Source organism: Alteromonas gilva, from assembly GCF_028595265.1.
Lineage (GTDB): Bacteria > Pseudomonadota > Gammaproteobacteria > Enterobacterales > Alteromonadaceae > Alteromonas > Alteromonas gilva.
The window spans coordinates 1,919,392-1,935,739 of record NZ_JAQQXP010000001.1 but is presented as its reverse complement, the minus strand read 5'-3'; the positions used below and the strand labels follow the sequence as shown (position 1 = coordinate 1,935,739).

Genomic DNA, 16,348 nt, shown 5'->3' with positions numbered 1-16,348 from the left:
ACCGTGGCGGTTTAATCGGCCGCACTGCCTATTGCTGTTGTTTGCCCTCTTTTGCGCGCATTACCCAGTAAAAGAAAAACGGCGCAAAGAACAACACAAATACGGTAGTAGCTGTAATGCCGCCGAGCACGCCAATAGAAATGGCGTTTTGCGCACCTGAGCCGGGGCCCGATGCAAAGGCCAGCGGCATTACACCTAATATAAATGTCAGTGACGTCATCAGAATGGGGCGCAGACGCTGTTTGGCGGCGGTCATGGCCGCATCGTAAGCACTCTGGCCCTCTTCATAATTGGTTTTTGCAAACTCAATAATGAGAATGGCGTTTTTGGCAGCCAGGGCAATGGTCATTAGCAGTCCAACCTGAAAATACACATCGTTTGCCTGGCCGCTGCTCCATGTCGAGAGCACGGCGCCAAAAATCCCCAGCGGTACGGTGAGCATAATGGCAAAAGGTATGGTCCAGCTTTCGTACAAGGCTGCAAGGGCTAAAAATACCGCAATCACGCTAATGAGATACACTATCCACACCTGACCGGCCGATTGCTTTTCTTCGTACGACAGTCCGGTCCACGCCAGGCCAATACCGTCGGGCAGACTTTCGGCAAGCTTTGCCACTTCATTGAGGGCTTCACCGGAACTCACGCCGGGTGTGGCCTGGCCCTGAATCTCTGCCGACGAACTGCCGTTAAACCGGGTTAACTTTGGTGCGCCGTAGGTCCACTCTCCCTCACCAAACTCAGCCAACGACACCATTTCACCCTTGGTGTTGCGCACATGCCATTGCTCAATGTCTTCAGGTAACATGCGATAAGGCGCATCGGCCTGCACGTACACCCGCTTGGTACGGCCGTTTTCGATAAAATCGTTGATATAGGCACCGCCCAGTGCCGTGCTCAGGGTTTGGTTTACCGTGCTAATCGGTACGCCCATGGCCCGGGCTCTGGCGCTGTCGATATTGAGATCGTACTGCGGGCTCGGCGACAGGCCGTTAAAGCGTACGCTGGTGAGTTTTTCATTGGCGTTGGCTTTGCCCAACATCGCCTGCATGGCGTCATTTAGCGCTTGCTGACCAAGCCCGGCGCGGTCGACCAGTTGAAACTCAAAGCCGCTGGAGTTACCCAGCGCCTGAATAGCCGGCGGCACCACCGGAATGATCATGGCATCTTTTACCCCGGCCAATGCCGCGCCGGCTTTTTTACTGATGGCAAAGACGCTCTGGTCTTCGCTGCGCTGTGCCCAGTCTTTCATTTTTATAAAGGCAATGCCAACGTTCTGACTGTTACCCGAAAAGCTGAAACCGGCAGCCGTAAACAGCCCTTCCACTGCGCCATTAGTCTGGTTTAAATAAAAGTCTTCTACCTGTTTGTTTACTTCAAGGGTTTGCTGCAGGCTCGAACTCACCGGCCCCTGCACCAATGTAAACATACGGCCCTGATCTTCATCGGGCAAAAACGAGGTGGGAATACGCAGGAATATCAGCGCGGTCACCACCACCATTCCCACAAACAACAGTGGCAATATAACGCGATTACTCAATACCCGGGTTAACAACCCTTCGTGGGCGCCGCGCATTTTGCTAAAGGCCGCATTAAACACGCCAAAGAAGCCGGTGTCTTTGGCGGCTTTACCCTGCTTGAGCACAATGGCGCACAGTGATGGCGACAAGCTCAGGGCAATAAACAAGGATATGCCCATCGCCACCGAAATGGTAATGGCAAACTGGCGGTAAATTACCCCGGTTGAGCCTTCAAAAAACGTAATGGGGATAAACACGGCCCAAATCACTGCCGTGGTGCCAATTAATGCACCGGAGATTTCCTTCATGGCTTTTTTGGCCGCTTCGGCTGGCGATAAATCGGCGTCACTTTCCAGTTTGTTTTCAACGTTTTCAGTCACCACTATGGCATCGTCAACCAGCATACCAATGGCTAACACCAGAGCAAAAAGCGTGAGCACATTAATCGAGTAACCAAACACGAATAAAAAGGCAAAGGTACCAAGCAACACCACCGGAATGGCTACCGACGGAATAAACGTGGCGCGAAAGGTCTGTAAAAACACATAGATAACCAGCACCACCAGCACCACGGCAATCACCAGCGTTTTTACCACTTCGTAGATAGACGCCTCAACAAAGGGCGAAATATCCACCGGGTATTCCACCTTTAGCTGTTCAGGAATGATATCGCCAAATTCAGCAACACGCTGTTTTACCGCCTCAATGGTGGCCAGGGCATTGGCGTTAGGCGCCAGTTCAATGGCAATACCTGACGCCGGCTGGCCGTTGTAGCGGCCTATTACGCTGTAGCTCTCGGCACCAATTTCTATCCGTGCCACATCACCGAGGGTCACCATTGCACCGCTTTCGTTTACCACCAGCAGAATGTTTTCAAACTCTTCCACCGTCTGAAACAACGACTGAGACGTAATGGTGGCATTAAGCTGTTGGCCTTCCACACTTGGCGCGCCACCAATCTGGCCAGACGCCAGCTGAACATTTTGCTCGCGGATAGCGTTTACAACGTCCTGTGTGGTCACATTGTATTGATACATTTGCTGCGGATTGAGCCATATACGCATGGCGTGCTCCGGCCCGAAGGTACGAATTTGCCCCACGCCGTTCACCCGGCTAAGCGGCTCCTCTAGGGTAGAGGCCAGAAAGTCGGAGATTTCGTTACGCCCATAACGCTCGTCGGTGGAATAAAAGCTAACGATCAGTGCGTAACTGCTGCCCGCTTTGCGCACCGCCACGCCCTGTTGCTGCACCGCTTGGGGCAGCGACGACTGGGCCTGAGACACCTTATTCTGGGTTTGCACCTGGGCAATATCAGCATCGGTACCCGGCTCAAAGGTTAAGGTAATACTGGCGCGACCTGACGAGGAGCTTTCCGACTGAATATAGCGCAGGTTATCAATGCCGGTGAGGTTCTGCTCTATCACCTGCGTGACTGTGTTTTCTAAGGTTTGCGCCGAGGCGCCCGGATAGGTCGCCGAAATTGACACTTTCGGCGCAGCAATATTGGGGTATTGTTCAACCGGTAAATTGGCTACCGCTAGAATGCCCAGCCCCATAATTACAATGGCAATAACCCAGGCAAATACCGGCCGGCGTATAAAGAAATTCGCAATCATTTGGCGTTACTTGCGGTTTGCGTTGAACGGCCTGGATTGCTGGTCTCTGCGTCAGCGCCCGTGTCATCGTTGCGGCTAATGTCGCGCGGTGCAACCTTGGTGCCCGGCGTTATCATCATCGTGCCCTCAACAATCACCACGTCACCTTCCTGCAGCCCCTTATCAACCACCCAGTAGTGCTCGTATGTACCTGAGGTAGTGATGGTTTGTTTGCTGGTTGTGTTGTCCTTACCCACCAGCCAAACTGACTTTGCGCCGTCCTCCCCTAAGCTGACCGCCTTTTGCGGTATCAATATATATTGCCGGGAAACCAGGTTTTGTATTCTGGCGCGCACGTACATTCCGGGCAGAAGCACAGTGTCAGGATTATCCACTATAATACGTATTCGAGTGGTGCCGGTGGATTGCTCAACCGCCAGATCGCTGGCAAATAAACGGCCCTGGTGAGGGTAAACCGCATCGTTTTCGCCCACTAATAACTGCACTTTGTAGTCACCTTTACCCGACTCGTTCATTCTGTCGGTTAACATACTGCCCTGCAAATGCTGTAACTGACTGGCCGACTGTGCAACATCCACATAAATCGGATCAAACTGGCGAATCACCGCCAGTGCTGTCGCTTGTTGAGCGCTGACCAGCGCCCCCTGGGTTACCGTTGACGGCCCGATGTAACCGGAGATAGGCGCATACACTTTGGTAAACTCAACATTAATACGGGCCGCTTCTACTTCGGCCTCAGCAAGCGCCACCGCAGCCTCGGCCTGAGTAACACTGGTTCGCGCCGAGTCAAGTTCCTGCTGGCTCACAGCATTACTGGTCAGCAACGTTTTTATGCGGCCATACTGCAGTTGCGCAAGCTCCAGGTTTGCCTGCGCCGTTTGTAAATTGGCTTTGGCACGCTGATATTGTGCCTTGTACTGGGCGTCATCAATTTGGTAAAGCTGTTGTCCCTTGTTCACCAGGCTACCCTGCTGAAAATTAACCGACTCAACAATACCGTTCACTTGCGGGCGTATTTCGGCGGCGGTATAGGCTTCAACTCTGCCCGGCATCGGTTTACTCAGCTCGATGTCGCGCGGTGTTACTGTTATCACATTAACCGGTTTTGCTTTGGATGACGGTGCGGAAGCGCTGCTCTGCTGCGCGGCTTTTTGTTGTGCAGGCGCACTATCGTCCGTGCAGGCAACAATAAGCGTGACGCTGACCAGCAACAAACTTGCAAGTTTTTTCATAGTGTCCTTTATGAGTGTCGCGACCTGCAAAAGGAAAATGTCTTTGCAGCACAGTCGGTTGTGTTTAACGTACTGATTATTACCCATTGCGCGGATGCTTAGATCAAAAACCCGCTGAGACTTACTCAACATAACGCCAGGTAAAACAGACCTTACGCAGGCGCGAGGCCAGCGTTAATCCTAACCGGCTAAAAGGGCTTTTCGTGCTGTGCCCCGCGCAAAGCCATGAATAGTAAGTACGGGAAAAAACAAAAAATAGCTGAACCCGGCGAATTGCAGCCAGTCCAGAGGGAGGAGAATCGACAACACTAATGACAACGAACTGATGCTTGCTGCTGCTATCCATGATTGTATTTCGGTAGTGCTGTCAAAGCGCTCAATCGCCGACAGCGCGGGGGTCAGAGTTTGCCGCCGGGCATACCCATACAACGCAATAAAGTTGAGGCATAGCAATACAAATCCCATGGCATAAAAAGCAAACATAAAGCGAATTTGCCAGGCTTCACTAAACGACATAGCACCGGGGAAAAACCCGTCAGACATAAACGCAAATAACGACTGCATCATGATCCGCAAGGGGTACACGTATATCAGTACCAAAAATATCAGCCCGCAACTCAACACTATTGTCCAGGCATCTTCTAAGCCAAACCGCCGGCTCCATACCGCATGGGAATGCCAAATCCAGGTTAACACGGCAAAACTGGCAGCGAACGCGGGAATTTGTTTGCAGGCAATAACAAATTCAGCAAAGTTTTGCGGAATTGCCCCAACCGAAATCACCAGCATAGTAACCGAAAAGGCAAACGCAGCCGCCACAAAGGTTTCCACCCTGGTCATGCTTTCACCCCGATAGATGAAGCCCTGATGATTGTTGCCCGCTGCGTTAGCCATAATGGTCTGTTCCTGGTACGAGGCGCGTGAGTAGGCGCATAAGTTTAGTCAGAGCACAGAGCACAAAATCGCTCTGTATGCCAAAACCGATGCTATGCCTTAAGCCCAAACGAAAGCCTGCGCCTGCTACTGCCGCCAGACACACCCTGCCACAACAGCATCGTACTACCCGTTGAATTTACTCTACCTCATGTTTTAAAACAGTACGACAATATATTGCGTTATGGCAAAACTCAGGCAGAAAGAACTAATCAAAGCGAGGCCCGGTAAAGAAGAAAGCGCCGTAAAAAGACTCATCAGCTGGTTTAATTTAACAACAACAAAGCCAAACAGCCCACCAGCGAACAGATTACCCATTCGCTCTTTTTAAAAATGACGAATGCCAGCACAAACACCAACCCGGCCAGAACGTTAGCTGCTGACCATTTCAGCTCACCAGTAACAATAAGCCCGGCAAAGGCAACCAACAATAACGTCCCTAATACCCAATAAGCACGGCGGGCACCTAAGCAGGTGGCAATGGTTTGCACGCCATGTGCCCTGTCACCGGCTTCGTCCTTTATATCTTTAAACTGAACAGCAATAAAAAATAATAACGCCAGACCGCCTAATTGCGGGAGATTAAGCTGCTCTGGCGTGCTGTTATTCCATATAAGCGCCATGCCAAACTGGTAACACACCAGCGCAATCAGGGTGAGTGTTAGGGGAGCCAGTAATAAATATGATCGCAACCTAAGCGGTGGCAACGAATACAGGCCCCCCAAACTCAACATCCCCACCAGTAAAACCGGCTGACTGACCCCGAAAGTAAACGACATCCCGATACTCAGTAACACGCCAAAGGCCAACACAAACCAATACTCTGACAGCAGTGTCTTATCACCGGTCAGCGGGCGCGAAGGATTACTCAGCGCGTCAATGTTAGCGTCGCAAATATCATTAAGCGCGGTCATGGCAATAAACGCCATTGCGACGCATAGCAGGGCCAGCGCAACAAAGGTAATGTCGTAAAGGTTGAGCCAGTCACTACCAATTAAGGCCCTGTCGGCGCCTTGCAGCACGCCGGCTAAAGCAAACAGCAGGTAGATCAGCATTCGCTCTGTGCGCAGGCAGCTTGTGAACACCTTCCACAGCCGTGGCTGAGTGTTTTTCATAAAAACAATAGCGAGCGGCAGTAATACCGGTAAGTACCACAAAACAGGCGCTGTGGTTGCCGTTACCCCTAACACTGATTGCTGCAATAACTCAAAGTGACTGTTACCACTGAGCAAACGTACCAGCGCCGGTAGGTAACCCATCGAGAAGATCGCGCAATACACTAAAAACGCGCTCAGCACTGCACGCCACCACGCATAACGACGGACACTGCACAACCCAACGTAGGCTAACGTGGCAAGCATTACCAGAAACACTTCCACGCGCACACCCGGGGTTACATAGCCCACTTCAACCCAGGGAAGAAAAAGACTGCTAAAACTACTTAAAAAGCTATCAAACCGGTACTGGTAAATAATCGCGCCACTGAGACCAAAAGCGCCATCCAGCAGAGGTGGTACCCATATCAGGGTAAAACCGCACAGCGACACACGGGTAGCGCCGGCCCAGCGACAGCCACCGGCGGTGGCCAGTACAATGACCGACATCAGATAAATATAGCTCCAGGCCATAATCACATGAACATGATCGGCCAGCACCGTGGCGGTGCTCAGACTAATGGTGATGTTATGATCGGCTTCGAGCAGCAATTCTAGCTGATTACGAATAAAGATAATGGCCAGAAACGTAATGGTTCCGGCCACCAGGCCTATCGGCGTGCGTTCAATTTTGCGCAGTATACAACCAATATTATGCATCACTGGCAAACCACTACACGCTCATCATAAGCGTGCCGCTATTGCCATGGCTCGAGCATTTCAATCGTTACTTCAAGATCGTCTTCGGCACGACCAAAAGCCATAAGACGCTCAGTTAACTCGCTGTTGCCGTCAATCACAACCGTGCGCGAACCGTCTGAAAAGTTTGTGGTATAGGTGAGCTTAAGCGCCATCGCATTACTGTTAGTCAGCGTCAGTTGTACCGGTGATTTAAAATCACGATCAAACTTATCACCGGTGCTGAATGTTGTGTCCAGATTCATGTATGCCTGACGAGCAAAATTGGTCGCCAGATCAGGCTTCCAGTACTTTGCCTTTTCATCAAAGAAAAATTGCGAAATAACCCCCAGATCACTGCCTTCCATTGCGGTGGAGAGTTGGTCGAACCAGTCACGATCAATCGGCGTAATATTGACTACTGAAACCAGAAAATCACTGGGTTTTTTCTCACCCACAATGATTTGATCTTTAATCTCGCTACCGGCTTTTAACACGTAAGTAATTTTCTTAACCAGCAGGTTACTCTTTTTAACCTCAACATTCTGATCCGGTCCCGACCAGCTTGACTGCTTTTTATATTCGGTATTGCTGATTGTGGCACTGATCTCCACATCTACCAGGTAGGTTTTCTCAGACACATTAAAAAATTGGTAAACGGCAGTAAAACCATAGCGGCTCTCGTCGTATCCGCCCGTTGTGTAATCATTAAACTTGGTTTCATTAATGGCAACGCCGTTGATATAACGGGTTTCATTATAGCTTTCAGAACGCGAAATTGCGGGCACGTACCGCTCGCCAATTTTGCCTTCACGGAACGTTTCACGGTACTGTATGCCAGACACCGCAAGTATGCTTTCGTTAACCTGCTTTTTGTTCGCCATATTCAGATCATACTGGCTAAAAGCATCCAGCGCAGTGGCGAGTTCGTCGCTATCTTTTGCCAGTGCCAGTTTTTGTTTAATCAATTGGCCAAGCAGCTTTTGATAATTCTCTTTTTGATACGACTTAAGCGGCTGATTATCATACTTATCAAGCAGCGAAACATCTGCTCCTTCACCAGCGTTTTGCGCTATGCGGGCTTCGTCAATTTCTAAGGCGCTGTCAACAAGATTATAAAAAGGGTTCTCTTTATAATAGGCGCCATAGTCGGCAAATATCGCCATCAGTTGGGCGCTGGACTGTTCTTTTTTAGCCTGCGCCAAATCGATTTTAGCCGCGGTGGTAAACGCCTTACTAAGCAAATCCTGATTCGGTTTCTCAAATACTGTGTCGCGAGACTGCTTGAAAACACGCATAAGTTGTTTGCTATCGTTAGCGGCAGAATAAGTATTCAGTTGCGTCTGTATAGTGTTTGTCACCTGTTGGCTAATGAGTTCTTTCGCTTCAGGATACACTTCACTCTTATACGCATCAGAAGCCTCTGCTAAAAAGTCAGCGTAGTCCAGCTCAGTGCTTTTTTGTTGGAGCGAGCTTTGCAACCGGGAAAGGTAATCGGCTATTTGCTGCGCTTTTTTGCTGGCAGAAAGCTGCGCAATTCTGGCCTGCTCGGCTTCTTTTTCTTTGCGCAACGCCTCTATTCGCATGGCTTCTTTGGTAGTGCCAAGCACATCAACCTGAGTAAGGCCAGACTCCTGATTCCATCTGTCACCAGGATAAATTTCATCAATGGTCAGCGTTAGCCAGGTGGCCTCTGACACCGGCAGAGATAATGTCTGAGGCGTCATTGTATCGTCTAACGAGATGTACTCTGTTACGCCCGACGACAAGGTGATTGTCGCTGTTTTTACCCGGCTGTTATAGCTCCAGACGCCTTGCGACCGTACCCAGCCATTGGTAATTTTTATGCCCGACACCAGGCTTGGTTCAGCAAATTCAAGCTTCAGCCACTCGCCTTTATTGGCCGCACTGGTGCGTTTGGGAAACCACGCCGTGCTGTTTTTGTTATCAATGGCATTTTCTGGCTCATAGGATGCGCTGTCTGCCGGGTACACCGATGAGGCACTTACCCGTTTAATGGCAATACTGCTATCAGCCCATAGCGATGATGAAAACAGCAGCAAACTTATCGCAACAATAATTGATTTCATTACTGGCCCTCCTCTTGAGCCTGCCTGCGTAAAAATTCCCTTTTCACTTTTTCGGCAAGGTTATCCGCTTCGCGTTGCTTCGCTTCAAGCGCCAAGCGGCGCAGGCGTTTTTCGGTAGCTTTGGATTGAGTGTAGATTTGCTTTTCCAGCGTGGCATCTTCGGGGATCAACAGCTCTTCGCTGCCGTAATAGCGCCATTCTTCATCTTCACTGAGGGCTTTTACTTCAAACAAATGCTGTTCGGCTGAGACTTCAATCTCAATAAAATCTTTGCCGATAGAGGATGTCACCTCACCATCAATCAACAATTGGGCATTGTCGATATCGGTTTTAATCCGCACCTTGCCGGTGGGGCCAAAGCATGCTGAAAGTAACAATAAACTTGCGATGATAACTGCGGCGTATTTACATTGACGGGCCATACTTCATACATTCCATATAATTACTGTGGCAGCTTTTGAACGTCAAAAGCGGCAAAATAATAAAGTATCAGGCCGTGAAATACCACCGGCAGGTGTTAATTTTCACATAGGGATCATGTGATTAACTAAAAAACACCTTTTATTGTAAGGTGTACTCACAGTCTGCGCCGCGAGTCGTATTAAGCGTTCGCTGCTGTTTCACAGCGGTTAACCTCGCTGCCTAGCGATAGGTTTTATATAAAACCGCACACGGCGTAATTCACTTCAGCCACGCAACAATGGCTGTGGCGTTTCGCGCCCCGTCATGGTGTTGAGGGCAGTCATACGAAAAGGGGTATTTCAGTTAAATTGCCGATTAATTAGATGTTTTGGTGTTTTTGATGTAGCTTCTAAAGGGACAATCAAACTTGTGAGAAAGGACCATTCTATGAAATTTATAAGAAAGACATTCTCAGGCTTTGTGGTGATGCTGGTTTTTATTGCTGGCGGCACTCATGCTAATACCATTACCTCCGAACAAGTCATGAGGCAGCAGTCGGTTTCGTTTAATAAGCAGGAATTATTAAATGCCGTAAGCAAAGACGACGTAAAGCAACAATTAGTCAAACTTGGCGTTAGCCATGCCGATGCAATGGCCAGAATCGATGCCTTAACAGACGACGAAATCATTGCCCTGAATACTGAAATAAAAGAAGGTGAAGCTGGCGGTGTTGTGGGTGCCGTATTAACTGTGCTGGCTATCATCGCCATATTGGACCTGGTTGGTGTTACCGACGTTTATCCTTTTATAAGACCTATCAATAGCTAGGTGAGATTGTTTAAACAGGACTACATAAAACAAACCTGCTTCGCGGCGGGTTTGTTTTTGTTAACCGCTTGTCAGAACTCCCCTCAGCCCCATAAAATGCAGATTGACACCGCCCTGATACCATCCAGGGCGCATGTCATTAAAGATGTACCGTTTTATCCTCAGCAGGCATTTTATTGCGGCCCAACGACGCTCGCGGAAGTCTTTTCGTTTTACGGTGAGCCGGTTTCGCCAAACCAAATAGCCCCAAAACTTTTTATCCCTGAGTACGAAGGCAGCCTCAAAGTAGAAATGGTCAGCGCCACACGCCAGTTCGATTTGCTACCCTACACTGACAACGGCAACTTACAGCAAATTATCCAGCTGGTCAGTGACGACATACCAGTGATAGTTTTTCAGAATTTATCGATTGCGTTGTTTCCACAGTGGCATTATGCGGTGGTTATTGGTTTTGATTTAGAGCGCAGAGAAATAGAACTCCATACCGGCGTAACCCCTAATCACCGAATGAGTTTTGAGTTATTCGAAAAAACCTGGCGACGCGGCGATTACTGGTTTTTAGCGCCGGTTCCGCCTCAACATACCAGCTCAACAATGAAGTATTTTGTGTATACCAGCGCAGCCTTCGACATGCTTAAGCTCGGTCAAACAACGCAGGCCCTGAACTTTCTGCAAACAGCCATACAGCGCTGGCCCAACGAATGGCTCGCCTACTTTTTAATTGCCAATCATTTTTTAGCAGATAACCCCGGCGACGCTATCGCATGGTTTAAAAAAGGCTATCATGTTGGACAATATCACAGCGCGTATTTAAACAATTTTGCTATCGCCCTACAGCAATCAGGCTGTGCCGCACAGGCACAAAAGGTACTGCAATTCGCTCTGCAAAGGTTTCCTGACGATGACAGGCTACTCGCCACCCACAGCCAATTTACTGATGCTTTAAGCGCCGCGGACCAGGCATCAAACGCTCCGGGCCAATGCAACGGCCCGCCACCTCACGCCGATAAGTAGGCCCGTATAACACTGTATTTCTTACAATTAACGCTTGTTTGAAGTTAACTATTTATAATAGGCTGACCTCTCGATTTTGGTGCCAACAGGGAAGGAGAAATTACAGTATGCCATTACAAAACAGAGTCATGCCAACCGGTGAAATTGTTGCCGATAACTCGCGCGGTCAACTAATGGGTAACCGCGGCATTCTGCACAATGACCACCAGCAAGTTGTTAAGAAACATGCTCACCCAAACTGGGTAAGTTGCGTTCTCCAACACAAGGGGATTAAGCGTAAGTTAATGACTGGCAATAAATACACAGAACTGTTCTTTCTTGATGAATACACGGCATTATCAGCAGGCCACAGACCTTGCAATTCATGTAGACCAGAGGCATTTAAGGCGTTTAAATCAGCTTGGTTTACCGCCAATCAGGCATTAGTCGGCGACAGCAATAAAGCCGGTGATATGGATAAAATTATCCATAAGGACAGAAACTATCGGGGTACCAAAGTCACATACCAGCAACAGCTCAATAGCCTGCCATCCGGCACTATTTTTATAGATGATAAAACCTGTTACCTGATATTAGACAACGCTATATATGAGTGGTCATTTGAGGGATATCGAGTATCTGAAAAGCCAATATCTGCTGTCACTGTTGAAGTACTTACGCCTAAGTCGATAGTCGGGGCATTGGCATCAGGGTATAACGCGGCGCTATTTAATGGCGAGCTCAAACTGGCATAAAGCGGTTAACTGTTCCGGGCGCACCACGTACACAACAACCTTTGGGTTATTGCAAAATGACGATGCATCGGCCGTGGCCGTAGACAAAACAAGTCGTACAGCCACGCCAAATATTTACCCGTATTTTAGCTCAGGTAGGGCGCAACCTATAAACCGAGTTTGTCATCCAGCAACTCAGCAAAGTCCTCATAGGGCATATTGGTATGCAACTCACCGTTAATCACAAAGCTGGGGGTAGAACGAATGTTGTCTTGCTCGGCGTTGTGTTTGTACCACTGAACCAGCGCCTCGGCTTTGGCGTTGTCGTTCATGCAGGCGCCTAACTGATCGTCAGTGAGACCGGCTGCTTTGCCCATTGTCGCCAGTTCATTCACAATTTTATCGCCATCGCGACTGGCTATCCACTCGCGCTGCCGGGCAAATACCTTTTCAGAATAATCAAAATAAAAGGCCTTTGAGCCTTCACACCGGCCAATCATTGAGGCGAGCAACCCAAACTTGTCAAAATATACTTCGCGAAAGGTAAAACTAATTTTACCGGTATCAATGTAATTTGCTTTGAGCTGCTTAAATTGGTTGTTATGAAACGATGCACAATGCGGGCAGGTAAACGACGCGTATTCGACAACCTTTACTGTCGACATGGGGTTACCCAGTGTCATATCCGGTATTCCGGCCTGAGTAGATTCAGTTGATGGCGCTGCTGACTCTGCCGCCGGTGACGCCGAGGCGCTCGCAGGCGCAGCTGCCGCTGTCACAGTGGTTGGCTTAGCAAACAAATAAAACGCACCGCCTATGGCAAGTAAAATGGCGATGCCGGCGATGACTAACAGGCGACTATTCATGTATTACCTCTTAAATAAAAGTCTATTGCGGGTAACTTTATCATTAACCACGGCTAAGTTTGACTGTTCTTTTAATGTAGCGCCCAGTGCGTTTTTAAGATCAACTGGTCTAAACATGAATTCAGCGCGTAATAATAGTTGTAAAGTACTTACCAACAACAGGAGAGGATGATGTTTACACAACAACCTGAGCTAAAAGACCTGTTTGTGCAGTTAGGCTTGCCGGCAGGTGAAGCTGATATTGAGCAATTTATTACCACACACCGCGGCCTGAAGTCGGCGCTGCCAATTCACGAGGCGCCCTTTTGGAACCGCTCCCAGGCCGAATTTTTACGCCAGTCGTTGGTCGACGATGCAGAATGGGCTGAGGTCATCGACGAGCTGAACACGCGTTTGCATTAGTACCGCCCTGTAAGCGCCCAGCCTGATTTTTATCGGCTGAAACTATCGGCTGAAATTACATCGCTAACGTGGTCAAACCCGGGGGTTTGGCCACGATTTAACAATCAGGCCATAGTAAATAGTAAGCTGTGCCAACTGCCCTAAACCCGCTATCCATCCTCAGAGTTTTGCTAAATCGCTGCCTCAGTGAATCCCTCATAATCATGATCTCGCACAAATGGTGTATTTCACCATCCGGTTATACTAAAGTATCCGGGTCTGTTGATTTGTGCCGTGAATTTTTTCATCAGGCCCGGTTGTTAAATTAACAGCACAATTAACAGCGCAACTTTTAGCCCATTTAACAATGACCTGACAGGCGAAGATATTTCCTATGATGCAATGGTTCTTACGCAGCTACGACGCAATTGAAAAAACGTTTTTTTACACCCTGACTCGTAAAATCGTTGGCAACATCACTTTTTTATTTTTATTCCAGCTGGCTAATTTTTATTTGTTTTATGCGCTGTTAAACACCCCGCAAGACGCACAGGCACCAATGCAAACAACCCTGCTGGTGTTATTTGTACTCAGCACGCTGAGTTTTGCTTTTACGGTGTTTTATTTGCACCACTTAATTGTAAAACCGGTAAAAGCGCTACTCGATACCTTAAACGACATCAATCACACGCAGGGCGACCTATCCACCCGACTGCCGGCTTTTACCCACGATGAATTCAGCGAACTGTCTCGTGCTTACAATAAATTCGCGCACAATTTAAGTGGTTTAATTGAACAGGTATACCAACACGCCGAACAGGCCAGTGACGCCAATAAACAGGTCACCTCACTAGTAAAAAGTGTTGATGAACAAGCCGCCACACAAAAACACCTCAGCGATGACATTAGCTCGTCGTCGCAACAGGTCAGCGTGAGTATTCACGATATTGTGTCAGCGTCGGAACAGGTCAGTACCACCAACGCACAAAATCAAAATAATGCAGAATCAGCAAACCACACGCTGGTAGCCGCCAAACAGCAGATCAACAAGATTACCGAATTACTCAATCAGTTTTCGGCCACGGTACAGGGCCTGCAAAATAACGCCGATAATGTGCGTAATATATTAAAAATGGTCGAAGGTTTTGCCGACCAAACCAACTTGTTGGCGCTTAACGCCGCCATCGAAGCGGCCCGCGCCGGCGAGGCTGGCAGAGGCTTTGCCGTTGTAGCCGATGAAGTCAGAAGTTTATCAGCGAAGGTGGCAGATGCTACTCAGCAAATCAGCAGCTTTTTAAACGAAATGGAAACCCTGGTGGGGGAAACGCAGCAGGAGTCAACACGCCTTATCGACGCGTCGTCACAAATGCAGCAAAGTATCGGTGATACATCGTCTACCTTTCAGCAAATGATGGAAGACTTTAAGCACAACATTCATGCTTTTCAGTTAATTTTAGACTCGGTCAATGTGCTTGAGTCTCAGCAAGCCAGAGCCGTTGAAATCGCCGGTCAGATTACCGATCTCAGTGACACCATTCAACACGCAATGGCATCGGGCGTGGCGCAAGCGGATCACGCTCAATCGCTGGCCAGCTCTACCCGTAAAGGCCTCAGTCAGTTTGTGGTGCGCTAATTAACCGCCTGCAACAGCCCGGGCACAGTGGTTCTGCAATCCGGTTAAGACGGGCTGCGACAATGTAGCGGCAGAGACAGCCGGTTAAGATAGATGTTGTGCAAACCGTTTTGGTTATTTCTGCGTAAAACACCTTACACAACAAACCATATACATTGGCATGACAACAACCGACAACACGTCATTTACCGCAACCGATATCTCACGCATTATCGAAATGGCATGGGAAGACCGCACGCCCTTTGAAGCTATCGAACACCTGTACGGGCTTGATCAGGCGGCGGTCATTAAATTAATGCGCAGTAACCTCAAACCCGGCAGCTTTAAATTATGGCGCAAGCGCACGCAGGGGCGAACCACTAAACACCTTAAATTGCGCTCACCGGACATTAACCGCGGGTATTGCCCAACCCAGTACAAACAGCGCTGAGCACACCCTGCTGGTATGCCGCTAAATCCCCGGGCCAGCATACTTTAGTCAGTTACATTTACCCGGCACTTGTGATTTACTGATACAGTAAACATCACGCTATGATGTGATAACAGGGAGCCAGGTAATGATAACGCTATACGGATTTGGTCCGGCTCTGGGATTATACGATCCCAGCCCGTTTGTATTAAAGGTAGCCACCTGGCTACGCATGGCAGATATCGAATATCGCTATAACGGCAATATACACAACCTCGGCAAAGCGCCCAAAAAAAAGCTGCCGTATATTCAGGACGGGCAGAGCCTTATCGCAGATTCGACATTTATTTTGCGTTATCTTAAAGAGCACCGCGCTCCTCGCTTTGATGATCACCTGAGCGCCGAACAGCAGGCAACTGCATGCTTAATCAGTAAGGCCCTTGAAGAGCAGTTTTACTGGTGCATTGTGTATTCGCGCTGGGTCGTCGACGACACCTGGCCACAAGTTAAACACGCGCTGTTCGCGCCGTTACCCTTGCCTCTTAAACTACTGGTGCCATATTTGGCGCGAAAAAGCGTTATTAAACAAACATACAGCCAGGGGATCAGCCGCCATAGCGACGATGAAAGGCAGACACTCGCCAATGACACGCTCGGCGCGCTGTCGGTCCTTATCGGTGACAAACCGTTTTGCTTTGGTGAGCGCCCCTGCTCTCTCGATGCCACCGTGTATGCGTTTTTAGCGGCCGTTATCCTGGTTGATTTAACAAACGCCCTGACAGATGTGGCCCGCAGTTACCCCAACCTTATTGATTACTGCCAGAATATTCAGACCCGGTATTTTGGTAGAACTCCGTAGCATTACTGCCGGCGGTTACCGGC

Annotated in this window: 14 protein-coding genes; 7 read left to right on the top strand and 7 right to left on the bottom strand. The window is 48.9% G+C overall.

Annotated features, from left to right (window positions below; translation table 11 throughout):
• Positions 1 to 28 precede the first annotated feature (28 nt).
• The 6 genes from OIK42_RS08535 to OIK42_RS08510 form a co-directional block, all read right to left on the bottom strand.
• On the bottom strand, positions 29 to 3,133 hold the full coding sequence (locus OIK42_RS08535) for an efflux RND transporter permease subunit (RefSeq protein ID WP_273639728.1): 3,105 nt from the start codon (positions 3,131 to 3,133) through the stop codon (positions 29 to 31).
• The gene (locus OIK42_RS08530) at positions 3,130 to 4,365 is read right to left on the bottom strand and encodes an efflux RND transporter periplasmic adaptor subunit (RefSeq protein ID WP_273639727.1); all 1,236 of its coding nucleotides are present in this window, start codon (positions 4,363 to 4,365) and stop codon (positions 3,130 to 3,132) included. Before OIK42_RS08530 ends, OIK42_RS08535 begins: the two co-directional genes overlap by 4 nt.
• Positions 4,366 to 4,545: 180 nt before the next feature.
• Positions 4,546 to 5,259, bottom strand: a complete 714-nt coding sequence (locus OIK42_RS08525; RefSeq protein WP_273639726.1) for a TMEM175 family protein — start codon at positions 5,257 to 5,259, stop codon at positions 4,546 to 4,548.
• Positions 5,260 to 5,564: 305 nt separating this feature from the next.
• Entirely contained in the window at positions 5,565 to 7,112 is a 1,548-nt protein-coding gene (locus OIK42_RS08520) for a UbiA family prenyltransferase (RefSeq protein ID WP_273641456.1), read from the bottom strand.
• A gap of 38 nt (positions 7,113 to 7,150) precedes the next feature.
• Positions 7,151 to 9,220 (bottom strand): NADase-type glycan-binding domain-containing protein, encoded by a 2,070-nt coding sequence (locus tag OIK42_RS08515; protein ID WP_273639725.1) that lies wholly within the window; start codon positions 9,218 to 9,220, stop codon positions 7,151 to 7,153.
• Positions 9,220 to 9,642, bottom strand: a complete 423-nt coding sequence (locus tag OIK42_RS08510; RefSeq protein ID WP_273639724.1) for a hypothetical protein — start codon at positions 9,640 to 9,642, stop codon at positions 9,220 to 9,222. The genes OIK42_RS08515 and OIK42_RS08510 overlap by 1 nt, the downstream gene beginning before the upstream one ends.
• Before the next feature lie 427 nt (positions 9,643 to 10,069).
• Here OIK42_RS08510 and OIK42_RS08505 point away from each other — a divergent pair, with 427 nt between their 5' ends.
• The 3 genes from OIK42_RS08505 (at position 10,070) to OIK42_RS08495 (ending at position 12,198) form a co-directional block, all read left to right on the top strand.
• A complete protein-coding gene (locus tag OIK42_RS08505) occupies positions 10,070 to 10,450 on the top strand; it encodes a PA2779 family protein (RefSeq protein ID WP_273639723.1) in 381 nt (126 codons plus the stop codon).
• Between the two features lie 96 nt (positions 10,451 to 10,546).
• Complete coding sequence (locus OIK42_RS08500) at positions 10,547 to 11,464, top strand: PA2778 family cysteine peptidase (protein WP_273639722.1); 918 nt, start codon at positions 10,547 to 10,549, stop codon at positions 11,462 to 11,464.
• Positions 11,465 to 11,571: 107 nt separating this feature from the next.
• Entirely contained in the window at positions 11,572 to 12,198 is a 627-nt protein-coding gene (locus OIK42_RS08495) for a hypothetical protein (RefSeq protein WP_273639721.1), read from the top strand.
• 146 nt (positions 12,199 to 12,344) lie between these two features.
• Here the strand turns inward: OIK42_RS08495 and OIK42_RS08490 are convergent, their stop codons facing one another.
• Positions 12,345 to 13,043 carry a DsbA family protein gene (locus OIK42_RS08490; RefSeq protein WP_273639720.1) on the bottom strand — a complete coding sequence of 233 codons (699 nt, stop codon included), beginning with the start codon at positions 13,041 to 13,043 and terminating at the stop codon, positions 12,345 to 12,347.
• Between the two features lie 171 nt (positions 13,044 to 13,214).
• Here OIK42_RS08490 and OIK42_RS08485 point away from each other — a divergent pair, with 171 nt between their 5' ends.
• The 4 genes from OIK42_RS08485 (at position 13,215) to OIK42_RS08470 (ending at position 16,325) form a co-directional block, all read left to right on the top strand.
• The gene (locus OIK42_RS08485) at positions 13,215 to 13,445 is read left to right on the top strand and encodes a DUF2789 domain-containing protein (protein WP_273639719.1); all 231 of its coding nucleotides are present in this window, start codon (positions 13,215 to 13,217) and stop codon (positions 13,443 to 13,445) included.
• A 373-nt stretch (positions 13,446 to 13,818) separates the two neighbouring features.
• Positions 13,819 to 15,057 carry a methyl-accepting chemotaxis protein gene (locus OIK42_RS08480; RefSeq protein ID WP_273639718.1) on the top strand — a complete coding sequence of 413 codons (1,239 nt, stop codon included), beginning with the start codon at positions 13,819 to 13,821 and terminating at the stop codon, positions 15,055 to 15,057.
• 160 nt (positions 15,058 to 15,217) lie between these two features.
• Positions 15,218 to 15,487, top strand: coding sequence for a TIGR03643 family protein (locus OIK42_RS08475; RefSeq protein WP_273639717.1), 270 nt, complete (start codon positions 15,218 to 15,220; stop codon positions 15,485 to 15,487).
• Positions 15,488 to 15,614: 127 nt separating this feature from the next.
• Positions 15,615 to 16,325 (top strand): glutathione S-transferase family protein, encoded by a 711-nt coding sequence (locus tag OIK42_RS08470; RefSeq protein WP_273639716.1) that lies wholly within the window; start codon positions 15,615 to 15,617, stop codon positions 16,323 to 16,325.
• Positions 16,326 to 16,348: the final 23 nt, after the last annotated feature.